Annotated in this window: 13 protein-coding genes and 5 pseudogenes; 9 read left to right on the top strand and 9 right to left on the bottom strand. The window is 63.9% G+C overall.

From position 1 onward, the window contains the following. Nucleotides 1-18 precede the first annotated feature (18 nt). Nucleotides 19-1,283, top strand: a pseudogene (locus tag HB778_RS05775) (TCR/Tet family MFS transporter). Next, nucleotides 1,280-2,200, top strand: a complete 921-nt coding sequence (locus HB778_RS05770) for an aldo/keto reductase (RefSeq protein ID WP_183462220.1) — start codon at nt 1,280-1,282, stop codon at nt 2,198-2,200. The pseudogene HB778_RS05775 and the gene HB778_RS05770 overlap by 4 nt, the downstream one beginning before the upstream one ends. 9 nt (nt 2,201-2,209) lie before the next feature. Here the strand turns inward: HB778_RS05770 and HB778_RS05765 are convergent, their stop codons facing one another. From HB778_RS05765 to carA, 3 genes are all read right to left on the bottom strand, one after another. Beyond that, on the bottom strand, nt 2,210-2,593 hold the full coding sequence (locus tag HB778_RS05765) for a helix-turn-helix domain-containing protein (RefSeq protein ID WP_183462218.1): 384 nt from the start codon (nt 2,591-2,593) through the stop codon (nt 2,210-2,212). A gap of 11 nt (nt 2,594-2,604) precedes the next feature. Continuing rightward, nucleotides 2,605-2,856: a type II toxin-antitoxin system RelE family toxin gene (locus HB778_RS05760; protein WP_183462216.1), complete on the bottom strand. Its 252-nt coding sequence runs from the start codon at nt 2,854-2,856 to the stop codon at nt 2,605-2,607. Nucleotides 2,857-2,925: 69 nt separating this feature from the next. Beyond that, nucleotides 2,926-4,131 carry a glutamine-hydrolyzing carbamoyl-phosphate synthase small subunit gene (gene carA / locus HB778_RS05755; protein ID WP_183462214.1) on the bottom strand — a complete coding sequence of 402 codons (1,206 nt, stop codon included), beginning with the start codon at nt 4,129-4,131 and terminating at the stop codon, nt 2,926-2,928. Between the two features lie 274 nt (nt 4,132-4,405). Between carA and HB778_RS05750 the strand changes: the two genes are divergently transcribed. Further along, nucleotides 4,406-4,855, top strand: coding sequence for a GatB/YqeY domain-containing protein (locus HB778_RS05750; RefSeq protein ID WP_183462207.1), 450 nt, complete (start codon nt 4,406-4,408; stop codon nt 4,853-4,855). 6 nt (nt 4,856-4,861) lie between these two features. Here HB778_RS05750 and HB778_RS05745 read toward each other — a convergent pair. The 3 genes and pseudogenes from HB778_RS05745 to HB778_RS05735 form a co-directional block, all read right to left on the bottom strand. Beyond that, nucleotides 4,862-5,656, bottom strand: a pseudogene (locus HB778_RS05745) (LysR family transcriptional regulator); the annotation flags it as partial. Between the two features lie 12 nt (nt 5,657-5,668). After that, a complete protein-coding gene (locus tag HB778_RS05740) occupies nt 5,669-6,613 on the bottom strand; it encodes an IS630 family transposase (RefSeq protein WP_183458765.1) in 945 nt (314 codons plus the stop codon). Nucleotides 6,614-6,697: 84 nt separating this feature from the next. After that, nucleotides 6,698-6,841, bottom strand: a pseudogene (locus HB778_RS05735) (helix-turn-helix domain-containing protein); the annotation flags it as partial. A 102-nt stretch (nt 6,842-6,943) separates the two neighbouring features. On the opposite strand from HB778_RS05735, the gene HB778_RS05730 reads away from it, so the two are divergent. Further along, complete coding sequence (locus HB778_RS05730; RefSeq protein WP_183462205.1) at nt 6,944-7,735, top strand: alpha/beta fold hydrolase; 792 nt, start codon at nt 6,944-6,946, stop codon at nt 7,733-7,735. A 46-nt stretch (nt 7,736-7,781) separates the two neighbouring features. Here the strand turns inward: HB778_RS05730 and HB778_RS05725 are convergent, their stop codons facing one another. Next, nucleotides 7,782-8,777 (bottom strand): hypothetical protein, encoded by a 996-nt coding sequence (locus HB778_RS05725; RefSeq protein ID WP_183462204.1) that lies wholly within the window; start codon nt 8,775-8,777, stop codon nt 7,782-7,784. A 245-nt stretch (nt 8,778-9,022) separates the two neighbouring features. On the opposite strand from HB778_RS05725, the gene HB778_RS05720 reads away from it, so the two are divergent. The 3 genes and pseudogenes from HB778_RS05720 to HB778_RS05710 all read left to right on the top strand — a co-directional run bounded on the left by HB778_RS05720 (nt 9,023) and on the right by HB778_RS05710 (nt 11,492). Continuing rightward, nucleotides 9,023-9,931: an AraC family transcriptional regulator gene (locus tag HB778_RS05720; protein WP_183462202.1), complete on the top strand. Its 909-nt coding sequence runs from the start codon at nt 9,023-9,025 to the stop codon at nt 9,929-9,931. Nucleotides 9,932-10,106: 175 nt separating this feature from the next. Continuing rightward, nucleotides 10,107-10,849 (top strand): annotated as a pseudogene (locus HB778_RS05715) (SDR family oxidoreductase). An 85-nt stretch (nt 10,850-10,934) separates the two neighbouring features. Beyond that, nucleotides 10,935-11,492, top strand: coding sequence for a GNAT family N-acetyltransferase (locus tag HB778_RS05710; protein ID WP_183462200.1), 558 nt, complete (start codon nt 10,935-10,937; stop codon nt 11,490-11,492). Between the two features lie 67 nt (nt 11,493-11,559). Here HB778_RS05710 and HB778_RS05705 read toward each other — a convergent pair whose 3' ends face one another. Further along, nucleotides 11,560-11,976, bottom strand: coding sequence for a MerR family transcriptional regulator (locus HB778_RS05705; RefSeq protein ID WP_183462198.1), 417 nt, complete (start codon nt 11,974-11,976; stop codon nt 11,560-11,562). A 113-nt stretch (nt 11,977-12,089) separates the two neighbouring features. Here HB778_RS05705 and HB778_RS05700 point away from each other — a divergent pair, with 113 nt between their 5' ends. Continuing rightward, nucleotides 12,090-14,303, top strand: a complete 2,214-nt coding sequence (locus HB778_RS05700) for a heavy metal translocating P-type ATPase (protein ID WP_183462196.1) — start codon at nt 12,090-12,092, stop codon at nt 14,301-14,303. A 30-nt stretch (nt 14,304-14,333) separates the two neighbouring features. Here the strand turns inward: HB778_RS05700 and HB778_RS05695 are convergent, their stop codons facing one another. Beyond that, the gene (locus tag HB778_RS05695) at nt 14,334-15,164 is read right to left on the bottom strand and encodes an SDR family oxidoreductase (protein ID WP_183462194.1); all 831 of its coding nucleotides are present in this window, start codon (nt 15,162-15,164) and stop codon (nt 14,334-14,336) included. A 95-nt stretch (nt 15,165-15,259) separates the two neighbouring features. Here HB778_RS05695 and HB778_RS05690 point away from each other — a divergent pair. After that, nucleotides 15,260-16,157: pseudogene (locus HB778_RS05690) on the top strand (LysR family transcriptional regulator). Nucleotides 16,158-16,162: the final 5 nt, after the last annotated feature.

The following is a 16,162-nucleotide window of genomic DNA, read 5'->3' as shown; positions in this document are numbered from 1 at the left end:
GGAGGAGCTTGACCCGTCATGATCGACCCCAAAACCGCCAGGCGGGGCCTCGCGCTCGTTTTCACCACGCTGCTGCTCGACATTATCGGCTTCGGCATGATCATGCCGGTGCTGCCGGCTTTTCTCAGGGAATTGACCGGCGTCGGCATTAGTGAAGCGGCGATCGAAGGCGGCTGGCTGTTCTTCGTCTATGCGGCCATGCAGTTCTTCTTCGCGCCGATCATGGGCGGCTTGAGCGACCGGTTCGGCCGGCGGCCGATCCTGCTTGCCTCGGTGCTGACCTTCTCCATCGACAATCTGATCTGCGCCATCGCCTGGTCCTATCCGATGCTGTTCATCGGCCGTGTGCTGGCCGGCATTTCGGGCGCCAGCTATTCGACGACGTCGGCCTTCATCGCCGACATCTCGAATGATGAGAACCGGGCGAAGAATTTCGGCCTGCTCGGCATTGCCTTTGGTGTCGGCTTCGTGATCGGGCCGGTGCTGGGCGGATTGCTCGGCACGTTCGGACCGCGCGTGCCGTTCTTTTTCGCCGCTGGCCTCGCCTTTGTGAACTTCCTGATCGCGATGTTCTTCCTGCCCGAAACGCTGGATGAAAAGCATCGCCGCCGCTTCGAGTGGAAGCGCGCCAATCCGGTCGGCACTCTGCTGCAGATGCGCCAGTATCAGGGCATCGGCTGGATCGGGCTGGTCTTCTTCCTGATGACGCTCGGCCACATGATGTATCCGGCGGTGTGGTCGTTCGTCTCCAACTACCGCTATGGCTGGAGCGAGCAGCAGATCGGTTTTTCGCTGGGGCCTTCGGCCTGTGCGGCGCGATCGTCATGGGCACGGTGTTGCCGCGCGTGATCCCCAGGCTCGGCGAATGGAGAACCGCGGTGATCGGCCTGACGTTCACGGCGGCGAGCGCGTTCGGCTATGCCTTCGCCTCGCAGGGCTGGATGATCTATGCGGTGATCGTCGTCGGCTGCCTGGAAGCGCTGGCCGATCCGCCGCTCAGAAGCCTCGCCGCCGCCAAGGTCCCACCTTCGGCACAAGGCGAACTGCAGGGCGCGATGACCTCGATCTTCTCGATCACCTCGATCATCACGCCGCTGCTCTACACCGCGATCTTCTCCTGGTTCACCGGACCAAGCGCGCCCGTGACCTTCGGCGGGGCGCCCTATCTGGTCGGTGCGTGTTTCCTGCTGCTGGCGGTTATCGTCTTCGTCACCAAGGTGGCGAGGCCGGCAACGGTCACAAATGTCACCACCGATGTCGCCGAAGATGGAGCGCAGGCATGAGCCATGACAGCCGCATCGCATTGACCAAGGAAGGGGTGTCGCTGTCGCGGCTGGTCTTCGGTGCATGGCGCCTGCTCGACGGTGACGCCCGCCCGGATGCCGATCAAGTCGCCCGGCTGATCGCCACCGCCGTCGACCTCGGCCTGACCAGTTTCGACCATGCCGACATCTATGGGAATTACGAGGTGGAAGCGGCGTTCGGCGCCGGGCTGTCGCGCTGGAAAGGCAAGCGCGAGGAGATCGAGCTGATCTCGAAATGCGACATCATGCTGGCCTCGGCCAACCGGCCGCAAAACCGGCTGAAGCACTATGACACCAGCGCCGCCCACATAAATGCCTCGGTCGACCGCTCGCTTGGCAATCTCGGCACCGATTATCTCGACCTGTTGCTGCTGCACCGGCCGGACCCGCTGATGGATGCCGACGAGACGGCGGCGGCATTGGCCGGACTGGTCAAGGCGGGCAAGGTGAGGGCGGTCGGCGTTTCCAATTTCACGCCGTCGCAGTTCGATCTCCTGGCCTCGCGGCTGCCGTTCGCGCTCGCCACCAACCAGATCGAGATGTCGGTGCTGAAGACGTCCGCGTTGACCGACGGCAGCCTCGACCATGCGCAGCGTCTGGGCTACGCGCCGATGATCTGGTCGCCGCTCGGCGGCGGCTCGCTGTTCACCGGCAAGGAAGCCCGAGAAGCTCGGGTGCGGGCAGCGCTCGCGGCGGTGGCCGCCGAAGTCGGCGCCGGCGATCTCGCCGCCGTTGCCATCGCCTGGCTGCTGCGGCATCCGGCCCGGCTGGTGCCAGTGCTGGGTTCGATGAGGCCGGAACGGCTGGCGGCCATGGTCAAGGCGCTCGACATCGTGCTCGATCGCCAGCAATGGTTCGCCATACTGGAGGCGAGCGAAGGCCGGCCGGTGGCGTAAGTTCAGGGATTAGGATTCAATCCACTCGGCAGGGACATCCAACGTCTTTGCCAGCATCGCGCTGGTCTGTGCCGATGGCTTGCGGCGATTGGATTCGAGGTCCGACAGGAAGCCCTGGCTGACACCGATCGCACTGGCCAATTCTGCTTGTGTCAGTTTGCGCCAGTTGCGAAGCGCCTTTAGGCGGCTGGAACCCCGCAAAATATCCATGGTTACGTCACCGGGCAGGGCCTTCTCGGTTTCGAGTTCAGCCTTCCGTTCGTCGTAGATCGCTACATCCGCGGCGTCTTTGAGGGCTTCTTCGGCGGCATGCAGCAATGCCTCGTAATCAGCCTTCGGAATGACGACCAGTTCTTCGCCGGTTGAGGTCTTTATGATTTGCGGGGCGTTCATGATGTCCTGTCCTATGGCCGACTGTAAGTCGTCGTCTCACGCTTGCCGATGTAGATCGCAAGGATGGTGGCGCGATCTTCATCGAATATGACGCGGTAGCGGCCGATCCGCAGCCTGTAGCCGTCCCTGCCGGAAAGACGCTTTACATCTCCACGGCCGGTGACGGCGTAAGCGATCAAACCTTCGGAGACCTGCTCGCGAATATCGGCGGGCAGGTTGTCGAGATCGCGAGCCGCCGATACCGAAAGGATGATCGTCTTCACGAAGAGCAATATCGCAGATTTATCGCTACGAGTTAAGCGATATTATCGCAAATCGCCAATCTTGCAGGATCAGGCCCGTTCGGCCAGCAATTCCTCGCCGCGCTTTTCGCGGATCAGGTTGACGAAGCGGCGGAACAGATAGTGCGAATCCTGCGGGCCGGGCGAGGCTTCGGGGTGATGCTGGACCGAGAACACCGGACGGCCGGTGAGCGCGATGCCGCAGTTCGAACCGTCGAACAGCGAGACATGGGTTTCCTCGACGCCCTCGGGCAGCGAGTCGGCATCGACGGCAAAGCCGTGGTTCATCGAGACGATCTCGACCTTGCCGGTGGTGTGGTCCTTGACCGGATGGTTGGCACCGTGATGACCCTGGTGCATCTTGGCGGTCCTGCCGCCGAGCGCAAGCGCCAGCATCTGGTGGCCGAGGCAGATGCCGAAGACCGGGATGTCGGTCTTGAGCAAATCCTGGATGACCGGCACGGCATAGCCGCCGGTGGCTTCCGGGTCGCCGGGGCCGTTGGACAGGAAGATGCCGTCCGGCTGCATGGCAAGGATTTCTTCCGAGCCGGTGCTGGCCGGAACCACGGTGACCTTGGCGCCGAGGCCGGCAAGCAGGCGCAAGATGTTGCGCTTGACGCCGTAGTCGATGGCGACGACATGCAGCGAGGGCTCAGCCTGTTCGCCAAAGCCTTCGTTCCACACCCACGGCGTCTCGCGCCAGACCGAGGACTGGCCCGAGGTGACCTCCTTGGCGAGATCGAGCCCGATGAGGCCCGACCAGGCGGCGGCGCGCTGCTTCAGATCGTCGAGGTCGAAGACGCCGTCGGGCGCATGCGCGATGACGGCGTTGGGCATGCCCTTTTCGCGGATCAGCGCGGTGAGCGCACGGGTGTCGATGCCCGACAGTGCGACGATGCCGCGCTTCTTCAGCCACTGGTCGAGGCCACCCGCGGCGCGGTAGTTGGACGGGTTGGTGACATCGGCCTTGAACACGGCGCCGACGGCGCCGGCGCGGGCGGCCGGGTTGAGGTCCTCGATGTCCTCGCCATTGGTGCCGATGTTGCCGATATGCGGGAAGGTGAAGGTGACGATCTGGCCGGCATAGGACGGGTCGGTGAGGATTTCCTGGTAGCCGGTGAGCGCCGTGTTGAAGCAGACTTCGGCGACGGCGGAACCGGTGGCGCCGAGGCCGCGGCCCTCGATGACGGTGCCGTCGGCCAGCACCAGCAGGGCGGTCGGCTTTTCGGTTGCCCAGGCGGGCGTCATCTCGGCCATGGCGGCACTCCTATCAGGCTGCGTTCCATGGGCCCGGCGGGCCATCCGCGCAGCAAACGACGCCGCGCCGATTTCTCGAGCCCCAGCGCGTCAATTCATTGTCTTATGCAAGGCCGAGTACATAGGGGAAGGTGCCAGAACGGTCAATGATACAGCCAGGGACCGGGATCGATTTATTTCGTCGAACAATATCAGTGGCTTGCCGCCCCATCCGGGATTTGCCTTGTGCTCCCGGCAAGGTTATGGTCCGCGCCGTTCGAAGGAGAGAAGCACAATGCGCGGAAAAATCGCCGAATCCCTGAAGAGCGCGATGAAGGCGCAGGACAAGCACCGGCTGCCGACATTGCGGCTGATCCAGGCCGCCATCCATGACCGCGACATCGCCAATCGCGGTTCCGGCAAGGACCCCGCCAGCGACGAGGAGATCCTGCAGATCCTGGCCAAGATGGTGAAGCAGCGCGAGGAATCGGCCAAGGCCTTCGAAGACGGCAAGCGCCCGGAACTGGCCGCTCAGGAACGCGGCGAGATGGAGATCATCCGCGGCTTCCTGCCGACGCAGCTCGACGATGCGGCGATCGCGGCGGCGGCACGCGAGGCGATTGCCGAAACCGGTGCGGCCAGCCAGAAGGACATGGGCAAGGTGATCGCCGCGCTGAAGCAGAAATATGCCGGCCAGATGGATTTCAGCAAGGCGAGCGGCATCGTCAAGGGGCTGCTGCAGTAGGGGGTGTCAAGGGCACCGCCAAGTCTGGCCTTGCGGCTCGAGCGCGAGGCGTAAGGCCGGCGCTTCCTGCTGGACATGATCCCATAACCGGTTGGCCACTGGCCCGTGCGGCCGGTCGCGGCGGCGCGCCACCACGAGTTCTTCGATACGGCCAGGCATGGGGCGGCCGGCAATGGAGTTCAGGCGGCCGTCGCGGAGCTCTTCCTCGATCAGGAAGCGGGGCAAATGGCCCCAGCCTAGGCCCTGCAGGATGATCTCCTTCTTCATGCCCTGGTCGGCCACCAGGCATTGTGGCGCGCCTTCGATCAGCGAATAGCTTTGTTGTGGCGAATGGCGGGAGGTGTCGCGCATGACGCATTGGGTGAGTGCCTGCAGCTGGTCGGGCGTGATCGGCTCTTTGATACGTTCCGGCAGAAAGCCAGGCGCCACCACGGGAATGAACGGCACCTTGCAGAGATCGACCCACTCCACCCGCGCATCGCCCTTGTCGATCCAGTGCAGGATCAGATCGGCCTCGTCGTCGAAGAGGCGCTCCCACGGACCGCCGACGGCCTCGAAGTGCAGATGCAGGCGCGTGCCCGGGCATTGGGCGAAGAAGCGCCCGAGCATGCCCAGCACTTGCGGGCGCGGGCAGAGGTCGCCGATCACGACATGGATCTCGCTTTCCTCACCCATCGAGAGCTGGGCGGCGTGCACCCGCAGGCCCTCCAGTTCGCGCAGCAGCGATTGCGCCCGGCGGTGGAACGACAGCCCCGCCTCGGTCGGGCGCACGCGATAGCCGCTGCGATCCAGGAGAACTAGAGCGGTTCGCATTTAGGTTGACTTGTATCCGGCGCTTTCGATGTAGTTGTTACATTCATTTGAGGTGACGACGTCGAGGGTGCTGGCGATGGCGCTGTGTACGGCCTGGATGCTTCGCTTGGCGGCACGTCGCATGCAGTGCTTGAGCTTGGCGAAGAGCTTCTCGATTGGATTGAGATCTGGACTGTAAGGCGGCAGGAAGAAGAGCCGCGCACCGGCGGCCCTGACGATGTCGCGGACGGCTTGGCCCTTGTGAGATCCGAGATTGTCGAGAATGACGATGTCACCCGGCTTCAGGGTCTTGATGAGTTCGGTTTCGACATAGACACGGAAGGCCTGCGCATTGATGGGTCCGTCAATGACCCAAGGCGCCTCTACCCGATCATGCCGCAGTGCGGCGATGAAGGTCATCGTCTTCCAATGACCATATGGCGCGTGAGCCATCAGCCGCTTGCCGCGCACACCCCAGCCGCGCAACGGCGCCATGTTGGTCTTGACCCACGTTTCATCCAGGAAGACCAGGCGCGTTGGGTCAATGCGGGTCTGATAGCGCATCCATTGCGTCCGCCGACGCATCAGCTTTGGCTTGAGTTGCTCAGCCGGCAGAACGGTTTTTTTAAAACTCTTGCCCTCGCGATGCAGGAAGCGACCGACGCTGGCAGGGTGGATGATGAGACCCCGGTCAGCCAGTGCGGCCGTCAATTCATGAAGCGTTATGTTGGCATCCCGCTCGACCTCGCTCAGGACGAAGGCACGATGCTCCCCGTCAATCAGATAGGGTCGATGACCGCCCATCTTGCCGGGTGCCGCACTGCCCAGCCGACGCTTGCGCGCCGCCCACTTGATCACGCTCGAAACTGCCACCTTCAGTGCCGCGGCCACCTCTCGGCTCGTCTCGCCTTCTTCAAGGCGAGCCAACGCCCGTTCCCGCAAATCCATCGAATAAGGCTTGGCCATCTGTCCCGACCTCCAACGGTCAGAACATCGAATCTGATTTGCTCAGTCTTGGGAATCCCGATTCAGACAAAACGCGAACCGCTCTAGATCGAGCTGCCGTTCGAGTTTGGCGACGGCGGCGAACACCGCCGGGTGCGAGCGATGCAGCAGGACGGCTGCCGGCTGGAAACCGCCGGTGCGGATCACCGCATCGAAACATTGCAGATCGTGCAAGGTGAAGTTGGTCATGTCAGCTTTGACTACAGAGTTTGTCCTATCTTTGTAATATCAACAAAAACATGTCGCGGCTACGCTCCGCCTCATTCAAACGTTCCAGAAGGAATTTTCATCATGAGTGAGCTGAATTTCGTGACTGTCGGCGATGGCACGCGCATCGGCTATCGCTTCGACGGCGATGCCGCAAAGCCGGTGCTGGTGCTGTCGAACTCCATCGGCACCACGCTGCACATGTGGGACGGGCAGGTCGGCGAATTGTCCAGGCATTTCCGCGTTCTGCGCTACGATTTTCGCGGCCATGGCGGGTCAAGCGTCCCAGTCGGCGCCTCTTCGCTCGACCGGCTTGGCCGCGACGTGATCGAGTTGCTCGATGCGCTCGGCCTTGGTCGTGTGCATTTCCTCGGCCTGTCGCTCGGCGGCTTCGTCGGGCAGTGGCTCGGCATCCATGCGCCCGAACGCGTCGACCGGCTGATCCTGAGCAACACCTCGTCTCATCTCGGGCCGGCCAGCTATTTCGACGAGCGGATTGCCGTTGTCCGGCAGGCGCCGGACATGTCGGAAACCGCCGAAATCTTCCTCAACAACTGGTTCCCCGCGCGGATGGTGGCGGCCAACGCACCGGTGATTGAGGAGTTTCGTACTATGCTGCTGGCGATCGACCGACAAGGCCTGGCAGGCCTGTTCGCCGCGGTTCGCGACGCCGATCTTCGTCGCACGGTGGCGCTGATCAACCGGCCGACGCTGGTGATCGCCGGCGAGCACGACAAGGTGACGGCGGCCAGCCACAGCGAGCTGATCGCCGCAGCGGTGCCCGGCGCGAAGCTGGTTGTCCTGCCCGCGGTTCACCTGTCAAACGTCGAGTATCCGGCAGAGTTCATAGAGGCGGTGCTCGATTTCCTGCACTGAACCGGCGCGGGGTGAGTGAGGTTCGCAGCCTGTTATGGAGCGGACTTCACGGCTTGCACATCGGCAGCGGCTGCGCGGGTGGTGCGGGATGATCCTTCTTGTACTGGGCGATCATCGGCTCGAGGGTTTTTTGCGGCCAGAATTTCGGTGCGCCAATTTCCTTCAGGCAGGATGCGTTCCAGTAATGCGCCTCGCCGGATGGCGAATGGCCTTTCGCCGCTTGTGCGACGGCGGCGATGTCGCGCGATTCCGGGTAGATGTAGAGCGTCGTCGGGTTGTCCTTGACCATGGCGATGATCTGCTGCGCATCCGCCGGCGACCAGCTGGTGCAGCCATTGCTGCGGCCGCCGGCATAGTCCACCAGCTTGCCGAACGGCACCAGACCATCATGGTCGGCATAGGAGCTGTTGGGGCTTTTGCGCATGCACATGGCCCGCAGCACCTGCGCCGCGTGGCCGCCGATCACGCGCTGCCTGGCATTGGCGGCTTCGCCTTCGCCGTCGAACTGGATGAAGGTGCGCAGGAAAGCCGCGTCCTGTTTGGCGCCGGTGCGATAAAAACCCTTGAACGACGTTTTCGACTCCCGGGTCATGTAGGCGCCACCGGCCGTCAGTTCCGAATCCATGGCATTGCCGAAATTCTTGGAGCACCGCCTGCCGTTTGAAAAATCGACCGTGCCCTTCAGGTTCTTGCCGGCCCCGTGACCCGATGCGATAGCGCGAAACGACTGGCTGGCTTCGCAGACGACGTAGTACCGGCGCCCGAGCACGCCATTGCCGAGATCGCCGGGACGTGTCGCATCCATGGCGAAATAGCAGGGGTTCCTGACCGCGCCTTGCGCCACCTTTTTCTGGTAAAGCGCGCGCGCTCGCTCCAGCACCACTTGAGAGATCTGGCCATCACTGTCGCCGATATGCGCCTGCAGCCAGGCCGGGATAGCCGAGGGCGCGGCGAAGGATCGAACCGTCGCCGTCAGGGCAATGACGATGATGAGAAGGCTGAGGGTGACGACGACACCCAACGAGACAGATCTCAACCGCACCGGTTCAATTCTCCTGCCGAAGCCATGCGAATCTTTGGCGGTGTTATATCCGCAATCAATCATAAAATGTCCCGCGCCCATCGGCGAGACACATCTTGTTCAGCGCGCCTGGTAACGATCGTTTTGCGATCAACCAGCCGCACTGCAGGTCAACCCAGCACAGTTGCGCGCGGCCAAGCCAAGCTGGACAGGCTGGGAGGACGATCTATAACTATCAATAGCAAAATAATTATGGATCGTCTTGAATGGATCCCCTCAGTGACGTCATTGTTCTTCTGCAACCCAGCACGGCGATTTCCAAGCCCATCAAGGGTCGTGGCCGATGGGGTATCCGTTACGCCGCATATGATGCGCCCGGCTTCACCATAATCGTGGAGGGGACGTGCTGGATCGCGTTCGAGGGCCAGGATCCGGTCAAGTTCGAGAAAGGCGACTTCCTCCTCTTGCCTTCCACACCGCCATTCTCCCTCAGCAGCCATCCGGGCATCGACTGTGAGCTCAGGGCGCCGATGGACATTGCCATCCGGCACGGTGACCCAGATGGAGAGCCCGACTTTGTCGCGCTCGGCGGTACGTTCCGGATCGAGCCGGTCAACGCCCCGCTCCTGGTTGCGCTCCTTCCGAGCGTCATTCACGTGCCGGTATCGCAGGGGCGTTCCGGCAGGCTTGGCAAGGTTATCGAGCTCATCATGGAAGAGTGCGAGAACGAAGATCCGGGCAAGGAAATGGTTTTGCAGAGATTGCTTGAGGTTCTGCTCGTGGAAGCGCTGCGATGGCATGGCATCGCCTACGGCGCAGCTGGCCTGCTCAGCGGGATGCGGGACCCGGTGCTCGCGCGCGTGCTGCGCGCAATGCACGAGGATGTCCGGGCGGGCTGGACGGTCGCGGAACTCGCTAGGGTTGCCGGGCTCTCGCGGTCGGCGTTCGCGGCTCGCTTTGTGGACGTGCTGGGTTGCGGCCCGATCGAGTATCTGGCTCGCTGGCGCATGGCGCTGGCCAAGGATGCTCTCATCCGCGGCTCGAAAACCTTGGACAAAATAGCAGATGAGATCGGCTACGAGTCAGCCAGCGCCTTCAGCACGGCCTTCAGGAAACGGCTTGGCTGCTCGCCGGGAAGGTTCGCCCGCGGCGGCGGTGTCGGCGTAACCGGCTGAGGCTGTTCCCTCGCGGCGAGGCCTCTTCAAACGCTTCCGCTGATAGCCCCGTCCACCTGCTCTCGCTCGCCCTAAGCGATTTTTGGACAGTTGGAAATAAAAATCGGACTATCAATTATAGATCGTCTGCGTTGGCATGCCTACGAAGGGTTTATCGAAACCAACGGAGCTTACCATGCAAACGATCCTGATCACTGGCTGTTCTTCTGGCTACGGCCTCGAGACGGCCCGCCATTTCCTCGCCAACGGGTGGAATGTCATTGCCACCATGCGGACACCGCGAGAGGACATACTGCCGCGCTCGGAGCGCCTGCGGATCCTGCCCCTGGACGTCACCAGCGAGGCCAGCATCGCGGCGGTGGTCAAAGCCGCCGGTCCGATCGATGTTCTGGTCAACAATGCAGGCATCGGCGTGGTCGGCGCCTTTGAAGCGACTACGATGTCGCACATCCGCAAGGTCTTCGAGACCAATACGCTTGGCGTGATGGCGATGGCGCAGGCCGTGATCCCGCAGATGCGCGCGCGTCGGTCCGGGGCGATCGTCAACGTCACCTCCAGCGCCACGCTGGCACCGATGCCCCTGGCGGCGGCCTACACCGCCAGCAAGCAGGCCATCGAGGGTTTCACCGGATCGCTCGCGCACGAACTCGGCTATTTCGGGATCCGCGCCAAGCTGGTCGAGCCCGGATACGCGCCAACAACGCGGTTTACGCAAAACACTTCAGTGCGCATCGAAGACATGATCCCCGAAGCCTACGCCGATTTCGCGGCACCGATCTTCGCTGCCTTCGCCCAGCCCGCGCTGATCACCAGGGAAAGCGACGTCGCCGAAGCCGTCTGGGCGCGGTCCACGACACTTCAGGTCAACTCCGCTTTCCGGCTGGCCCGGATGCGGTCGCGTTGGCAAACGCGGGCTGAAGCGATCAGAGCGAGATCCGCTTCCAGACGGCTTGAGCGCTCCGGCAGCGAAGGCTATCCCTGCCTTACTTGGAGAGCATGGATCATGGTCGAGATCGTCAAACCAGCGCTTGAACATCTGCCGTCCTACAAGGCGGCGCTCGAGCGTGGCTGGTCGCCGGACAATGTTCGGCTCATGGAGGCGACGCGCGAGCAGCTTGCGGCCATAGAGGACGATCCGGTGGCGTTCCTGGCCAGCCTCGATGATCCCGAAGCCAGGGGTGGCCCGATCACCTTGCCCGACGGCACGCAAGTGCCGCGCCTGCCGGGCTTCCGCCGCTGGATCTGGGATGGCGAGGCGTCCGGCTCGATCGCCTTTCGCTGGCAGAAGGGCACGGCGACGCTGCCGTCGCATGTGCTTGGCCATATCGGCTATGCGGTGGTGCCGTGGAAGCGGCGGCGCGGCTACGCCACGCAGGCCCTGCGGCTGATGCTCGACGAGGCGAGGGCGGTTGGCCTGCCCTATGTCGAGATCACCGCCAAGCCGGGCAACCCGGCCTCGCACAAGGTAATCCTGGCCAATGGCGGCAAACTCGTCGAGCGCTTCTTCGAGGACGCCGCCTATGGCGGGGTCGAGAGTTTACGGTTCCGGATCGAGCTGTAGGTTGGAGGTTGGGCAGCCTGCAGCCTGTCCTCATTTTCGAGCGTCGGCTCCGACAATAGGGGACATCTTACCCGTGCTCGTCGGCACACAGCGCATGATCGGACAGCGCGCGGATGACGTAGCAGTCGCCGACCGTCTTGCCGTTGCAGCAGGAGGCGATGCGCTCCAGTTCGGTTTCCAGCCGCTTCAGCTGGGCGATCTTTTCGCGCACGGAGATCAGCTGTTCTTCGGCGATCTTGTCGGCATGGCCGCAAGGCTGCTCAGGGTGGCCGCTCAATTCGATCAGAGCGCGGATATCGTCGACGGCAAAGCCGAGGTCGCGGGCGTGGCGGATGAAGGCCAGCCGTTCCAGCTCCTGCCTGGAGTAGCGACGCTGGTTGCCTTCCGATCGCTCGGGCGCGGCGACCAGGCCCATCTGCTCGTAGTAGCGGATGGTCGGCACCTTGACCCCGGTGCGGCGGGAAAGATCACCGATCGAAAACATGCATTTTGCCTCTTGAAGCTCTAGTGACTAGAGCAATTACAGTGCCTGACATCAGGGTTCAAGGCCCGTGCGGCGGCATCGCCGCGCGGGTAAACGAGCAGACAGGTGATGCGATGACGGCTCCTCTCAAGCAGACACGGTTCAAGATCGGCGGCATGGATTGCGCTTCCTGCGCGGCCAAGATCGACACGGCGGTACGCCGCCTCGACGGCGTCGCCGACGTCTCGGTTTCAGTGACCGGCGCCAGCATGACGGTCAGCCATGGCCGGCCGCTCAATGACGACAAGGTGCTGCGGCAGGTGGCGCGGCTGGGCTACGGCCTCGTCAAGGCGGGAGCCGGGACCGGTGGGCCAGCGGCCAAGGCGCATGACCGTGCCGCTCATGATCACGAAGGCCATGACCATGGCCAGCAAATCACCGAAGAGGCCGCAGGGTCATCCCACCTCCACAGCCACGCCGAGCCGGGGCAGGCGTGGTGGCGTAGCCGCCGCGCGGCGCTGACGCTGGCTTGTGCGGCAGCGCTTCTGGCCGCCCATGGCATGGGCCACCTGTTCCCGTCGGCCGAGCGCTGGGTCTTCCTGGCAGCGCTGCTGGTTGGCCTGGTGCCGATCGCGCGGCGCGCGTTGATGGCGGCTTTGGCCGGCACACCGTTCTCGATCGAGATGCTGATGACCATCGCCGCTGTCGGTGCTGTGATGATCGGCGCCACGGAAGAAGCGGCAGCCGTGGTCGTGCTGTTCCTGATCGGCGAGCTGCTGGAAGGGGTCGCCGCCGGCCGTGCGCGGGCCAGCATCCAGGGCCTTGCCGGTCTGGTGCCGAAGACGGCGCTGGTCGAGCGGGGAGGCGGCACGGTTGAAGTTCCCGCCGAACAGCTTGGCGTCGGCGACGTCATCGTGGTGCGGCCGGGCGACCGCATCCCGGCCGATGGCGAGATTGTCGAAGGTTCGAGCGATATCGACGAGGCGCCGGTGACCGGCGAAAGCACGCCGAAGCGCAAGGGTGTCACGGAACCGGTCTTCGCCGGCACGATCAACAGCGATGGCGTGCTCAAGGTGCGGGTGACGGCGGCCGCTTCCGACAACACCATTGCCCGGGTCGTGCGCCTGGTGGAGGAGGCGCAGGAGGCCAAGGCGCCGACCGAGCGCTTCATCGATCGCTTTTCGCGCACCTATACGCCCGGCGTTCTGGCGGTCGGCGCGCTGGTGGCCGTGCTGCCGCCGCTCGTCGCCGGCGGTGACTGGAACGAATGGATCTACAAGGGCCTGGCGATCCTTTTGATCGGTTGCCCCTGCGCGCTGGTCATCTCGACGCCCGCGGCGATCGCCGCCGGGCTGGCGACCGGCGCGCGGCGCGGCCTGCTGATGAAGGGCGGTGCGGTGCTCGAAGGCTTTCGCCGGATCACGGCGGTGGCCTTCGACAAGACCGGCACGCTGACAGCGGGCAAGCCTGTCGTTACCGACATCGTCGCCTACAGCCGCGATGAGCGCAGCGTGCTGGCGCTGGCGGCCGCGCTCGAGCAGGGCTCCAGCCATCCGTTGGCGGTGGCGATCCTGGGCAGAGCCAAGGCCGACAAGGCGCCGGTGCCGCCGGCGCTCTCGGCAAAGGCGATCTCCGGCAAGGGTGTCGAGGGCAGCGTCGGCGGCGTGGCCGTCTTCCTGGGCTCCGGCCCGGCGGCAGGCGAGCGCGCAGACATGACGCAAGCGCAGCGTCTTGCCGTCGACAGCCTCAACGGCCAGGGCAAGACGATGTCGGTGCTGGTCGCCGATGGCATGGTGGCCGGGCTGATCGCCATGCGCGACGAACCGCGGCCGGATGCGGCGGCCGGCATCATGGCACTCAAGGCCGAGGGCATCCGCACGGTGATGCTGACCGGCGACAACCGCCGCACGGCTGAGGCAATAGCCGCTTTGCTCGGCATCGAGGCGCGGGCGGAATTGCTGCCGCAGGACAAGCAGCGCATCGTCGGCGAATTGCAGCGCGAAGGGCTGAAGGTGGCCAAGGTCGGCGACGGCATCAACGACGCGCCGGCGCTCGCCGCCGCCGACATCGGCATCGCCATCGGCGGCGGCACCGATGTGGCGCTGGAGACGGCCGATGCGGCGATCCTGCATGGCCGCGTCATGGACGTTGCCCGCATGGTGCGGCTGTCGCGGGCGGTGATGGCCAATATCGGCCAGAACATCACCGTGGCGCTGGGGCTGAAGGCGGTGTTCCTGGTCACCACCATTTTGGGCATCACCGGCCTGTGGCCGGCGATCCTGGCCGACACCGGCGCCACCGTGCTGGTTACTGCCAACGCCATGCGTCTCTTGCGCTGGCGCGGGTAAGGGTCGGAGGCCACCGTTCAGCGGCAGCCGTCAGGGGTGGATATCCATGGCGAGTGCCGCGTCTTTCTGGTTCTCCAGTTCCGCGAGCCTGCCCCGGAGCGCGCCGCGGATCGAGGCGTAGGCGGCGGCGCCGAAGGTCAATCGTCGTGGCGCGGGATCCTGCTCCACCGAGGCGATCATCGCTTCGACCATCTTGCCGGGATCTCCCTTGATGTCGAACGAACCCTCGGAAAAAGCCCGGCGCAGGTCGCCGACCGGCGTGTTCGCATAGGCATCCGCCGGCCCGGAACTGACCAGGCTGGCGCCAAAATTCGTCTGCGTCGGGCCTGGCTCGACGAGCGTCAGGCCGATGCCGAACGGCGCGACCTCCTGCCGAACGGATTCGACAAAGCCTTCAATGCCCCATTTGGTGGCATGATAGAGGCTGAAACCGGGATAAGCCATCTGTCCGCCCTCCGAGGAGACTTGCAGGATGCGGCCGCCGCCCTGTTTCCTCAGATTCGGCAGTGCTGCCCGGATCAACTGGATGGAGCCGATGAGATTGGTATCGATCAGGTCGCGGATCTGGCTGTCGTCCAGTTCTTCGGCAGCGCCGAACAGGCCGTAACCCGCGTTGCTGACGATGACATCGATGCGCCCCAGCTCGCCAAAGGCCTTGTCGACCGTTGCCCGGATCGCATCGCTGTCGGTCATTTCAAGCGAAGCGATCCAGAGGCGATCGCCATGGTGTGCCTTCAGATCGGCGAGCGCCTGCGGTTTGCGCACCGTTGCGGCGACACAGTCGCCACGGGCCAGAAGCCTTTCCGTCAAAAGCCGTCCGAAGCCGGATGAGGTGCCGGTGATGAACCATGTCCTGGTCATGGAAATGTCCTTTCATTGCTGACTTCGGCCAAGACTACGCCATCAAACTCATGATACTATCCGTTCAATTTCATATAGCTTGATGAAGATTTCCCATGAATGGCAAGCCCGGACTTCCCGAATTGACAGCGCTCGCCGCGATTGTCTCGCATCGCAGCTTCCGCAAGGCGGCCGACGATCTCGGCCTTTCGCCTTCCACGCTCAGCCACATGATGAGGACGTTGGAGCGGGGCATGGGCGTGCGCCTGCTCAACCGCACCACGCGCAGCGTGGCACCCACCGAGGCGGGCGAGCGGCTGGTCACGCGCCTGCGGCCGCTTTTGTCGGATATCGACGCGGCACTGGCCGAGGTCGACGACTTCCGTGGTCTTGTGTCAGGGACGCTGCGGATCAACACCAGCGAAATCGGTGCCCGGTTGCTGCTTGGATCCGTGGTGCCGACCTTTCTTCAGCGCTGCCCCCCAGGTTTTGCTCGATCTCGTCACCGAGGGAAGACTGGTCGATATCGTCGCCGAAGGCTTTGATGCTGGCATCCGCCTGGGCGAGGCCGTGCCGCAGGATATGGTCGCGGTGCGCTTCGGCGGGCCGACACGCTTCATTGCTGTCGCGTCGCCAGCCTATCTCGCCGGCCGCCCGGTCCCGAACGTGCCGGACGATCTCAGGGATCAAGCCTGCATCCGGTTCCGTCTGCCGAGCGGCAAGCCCTACCGTTGGGAGTTCGAAAAACATGGCCAGGAGATCGCCATCGATGTTCCCGGCGCCTTGACGCTCGACAATATGGAGTTGATGGCCGAGGCAGCCGCCGGCGGTATGGGGATCGCATACATCTCGGACAAATCCGCCAAGCCTTATCTCGAACGGGGAGCGCTCGTCACTGTGCTGGACGATTGGTGTCCGTCCATTCCCGGCCTGTTCCTCTATTATCCTGGCCACCGGCTGGTGCCGCCGGCGCTACGCGCTTTCATCGACGTGTTGAAGGAGACGAAGGGATGAAGCTG

Source organism: Mesorhizobium huakuii (assembly GCF_014189455.1).
GTDB classification, from domain to species: domain Bacteria; phylum Pseudomonadota; class Alphaproteobacteria; order Rhizobiales; family Rhizobiaceae; genus Mesorhizobium; species Mesorhizobium huakuii_A.
This window is presented reverse-complemented; position numbering and strand designations above follow the sequence as displayed.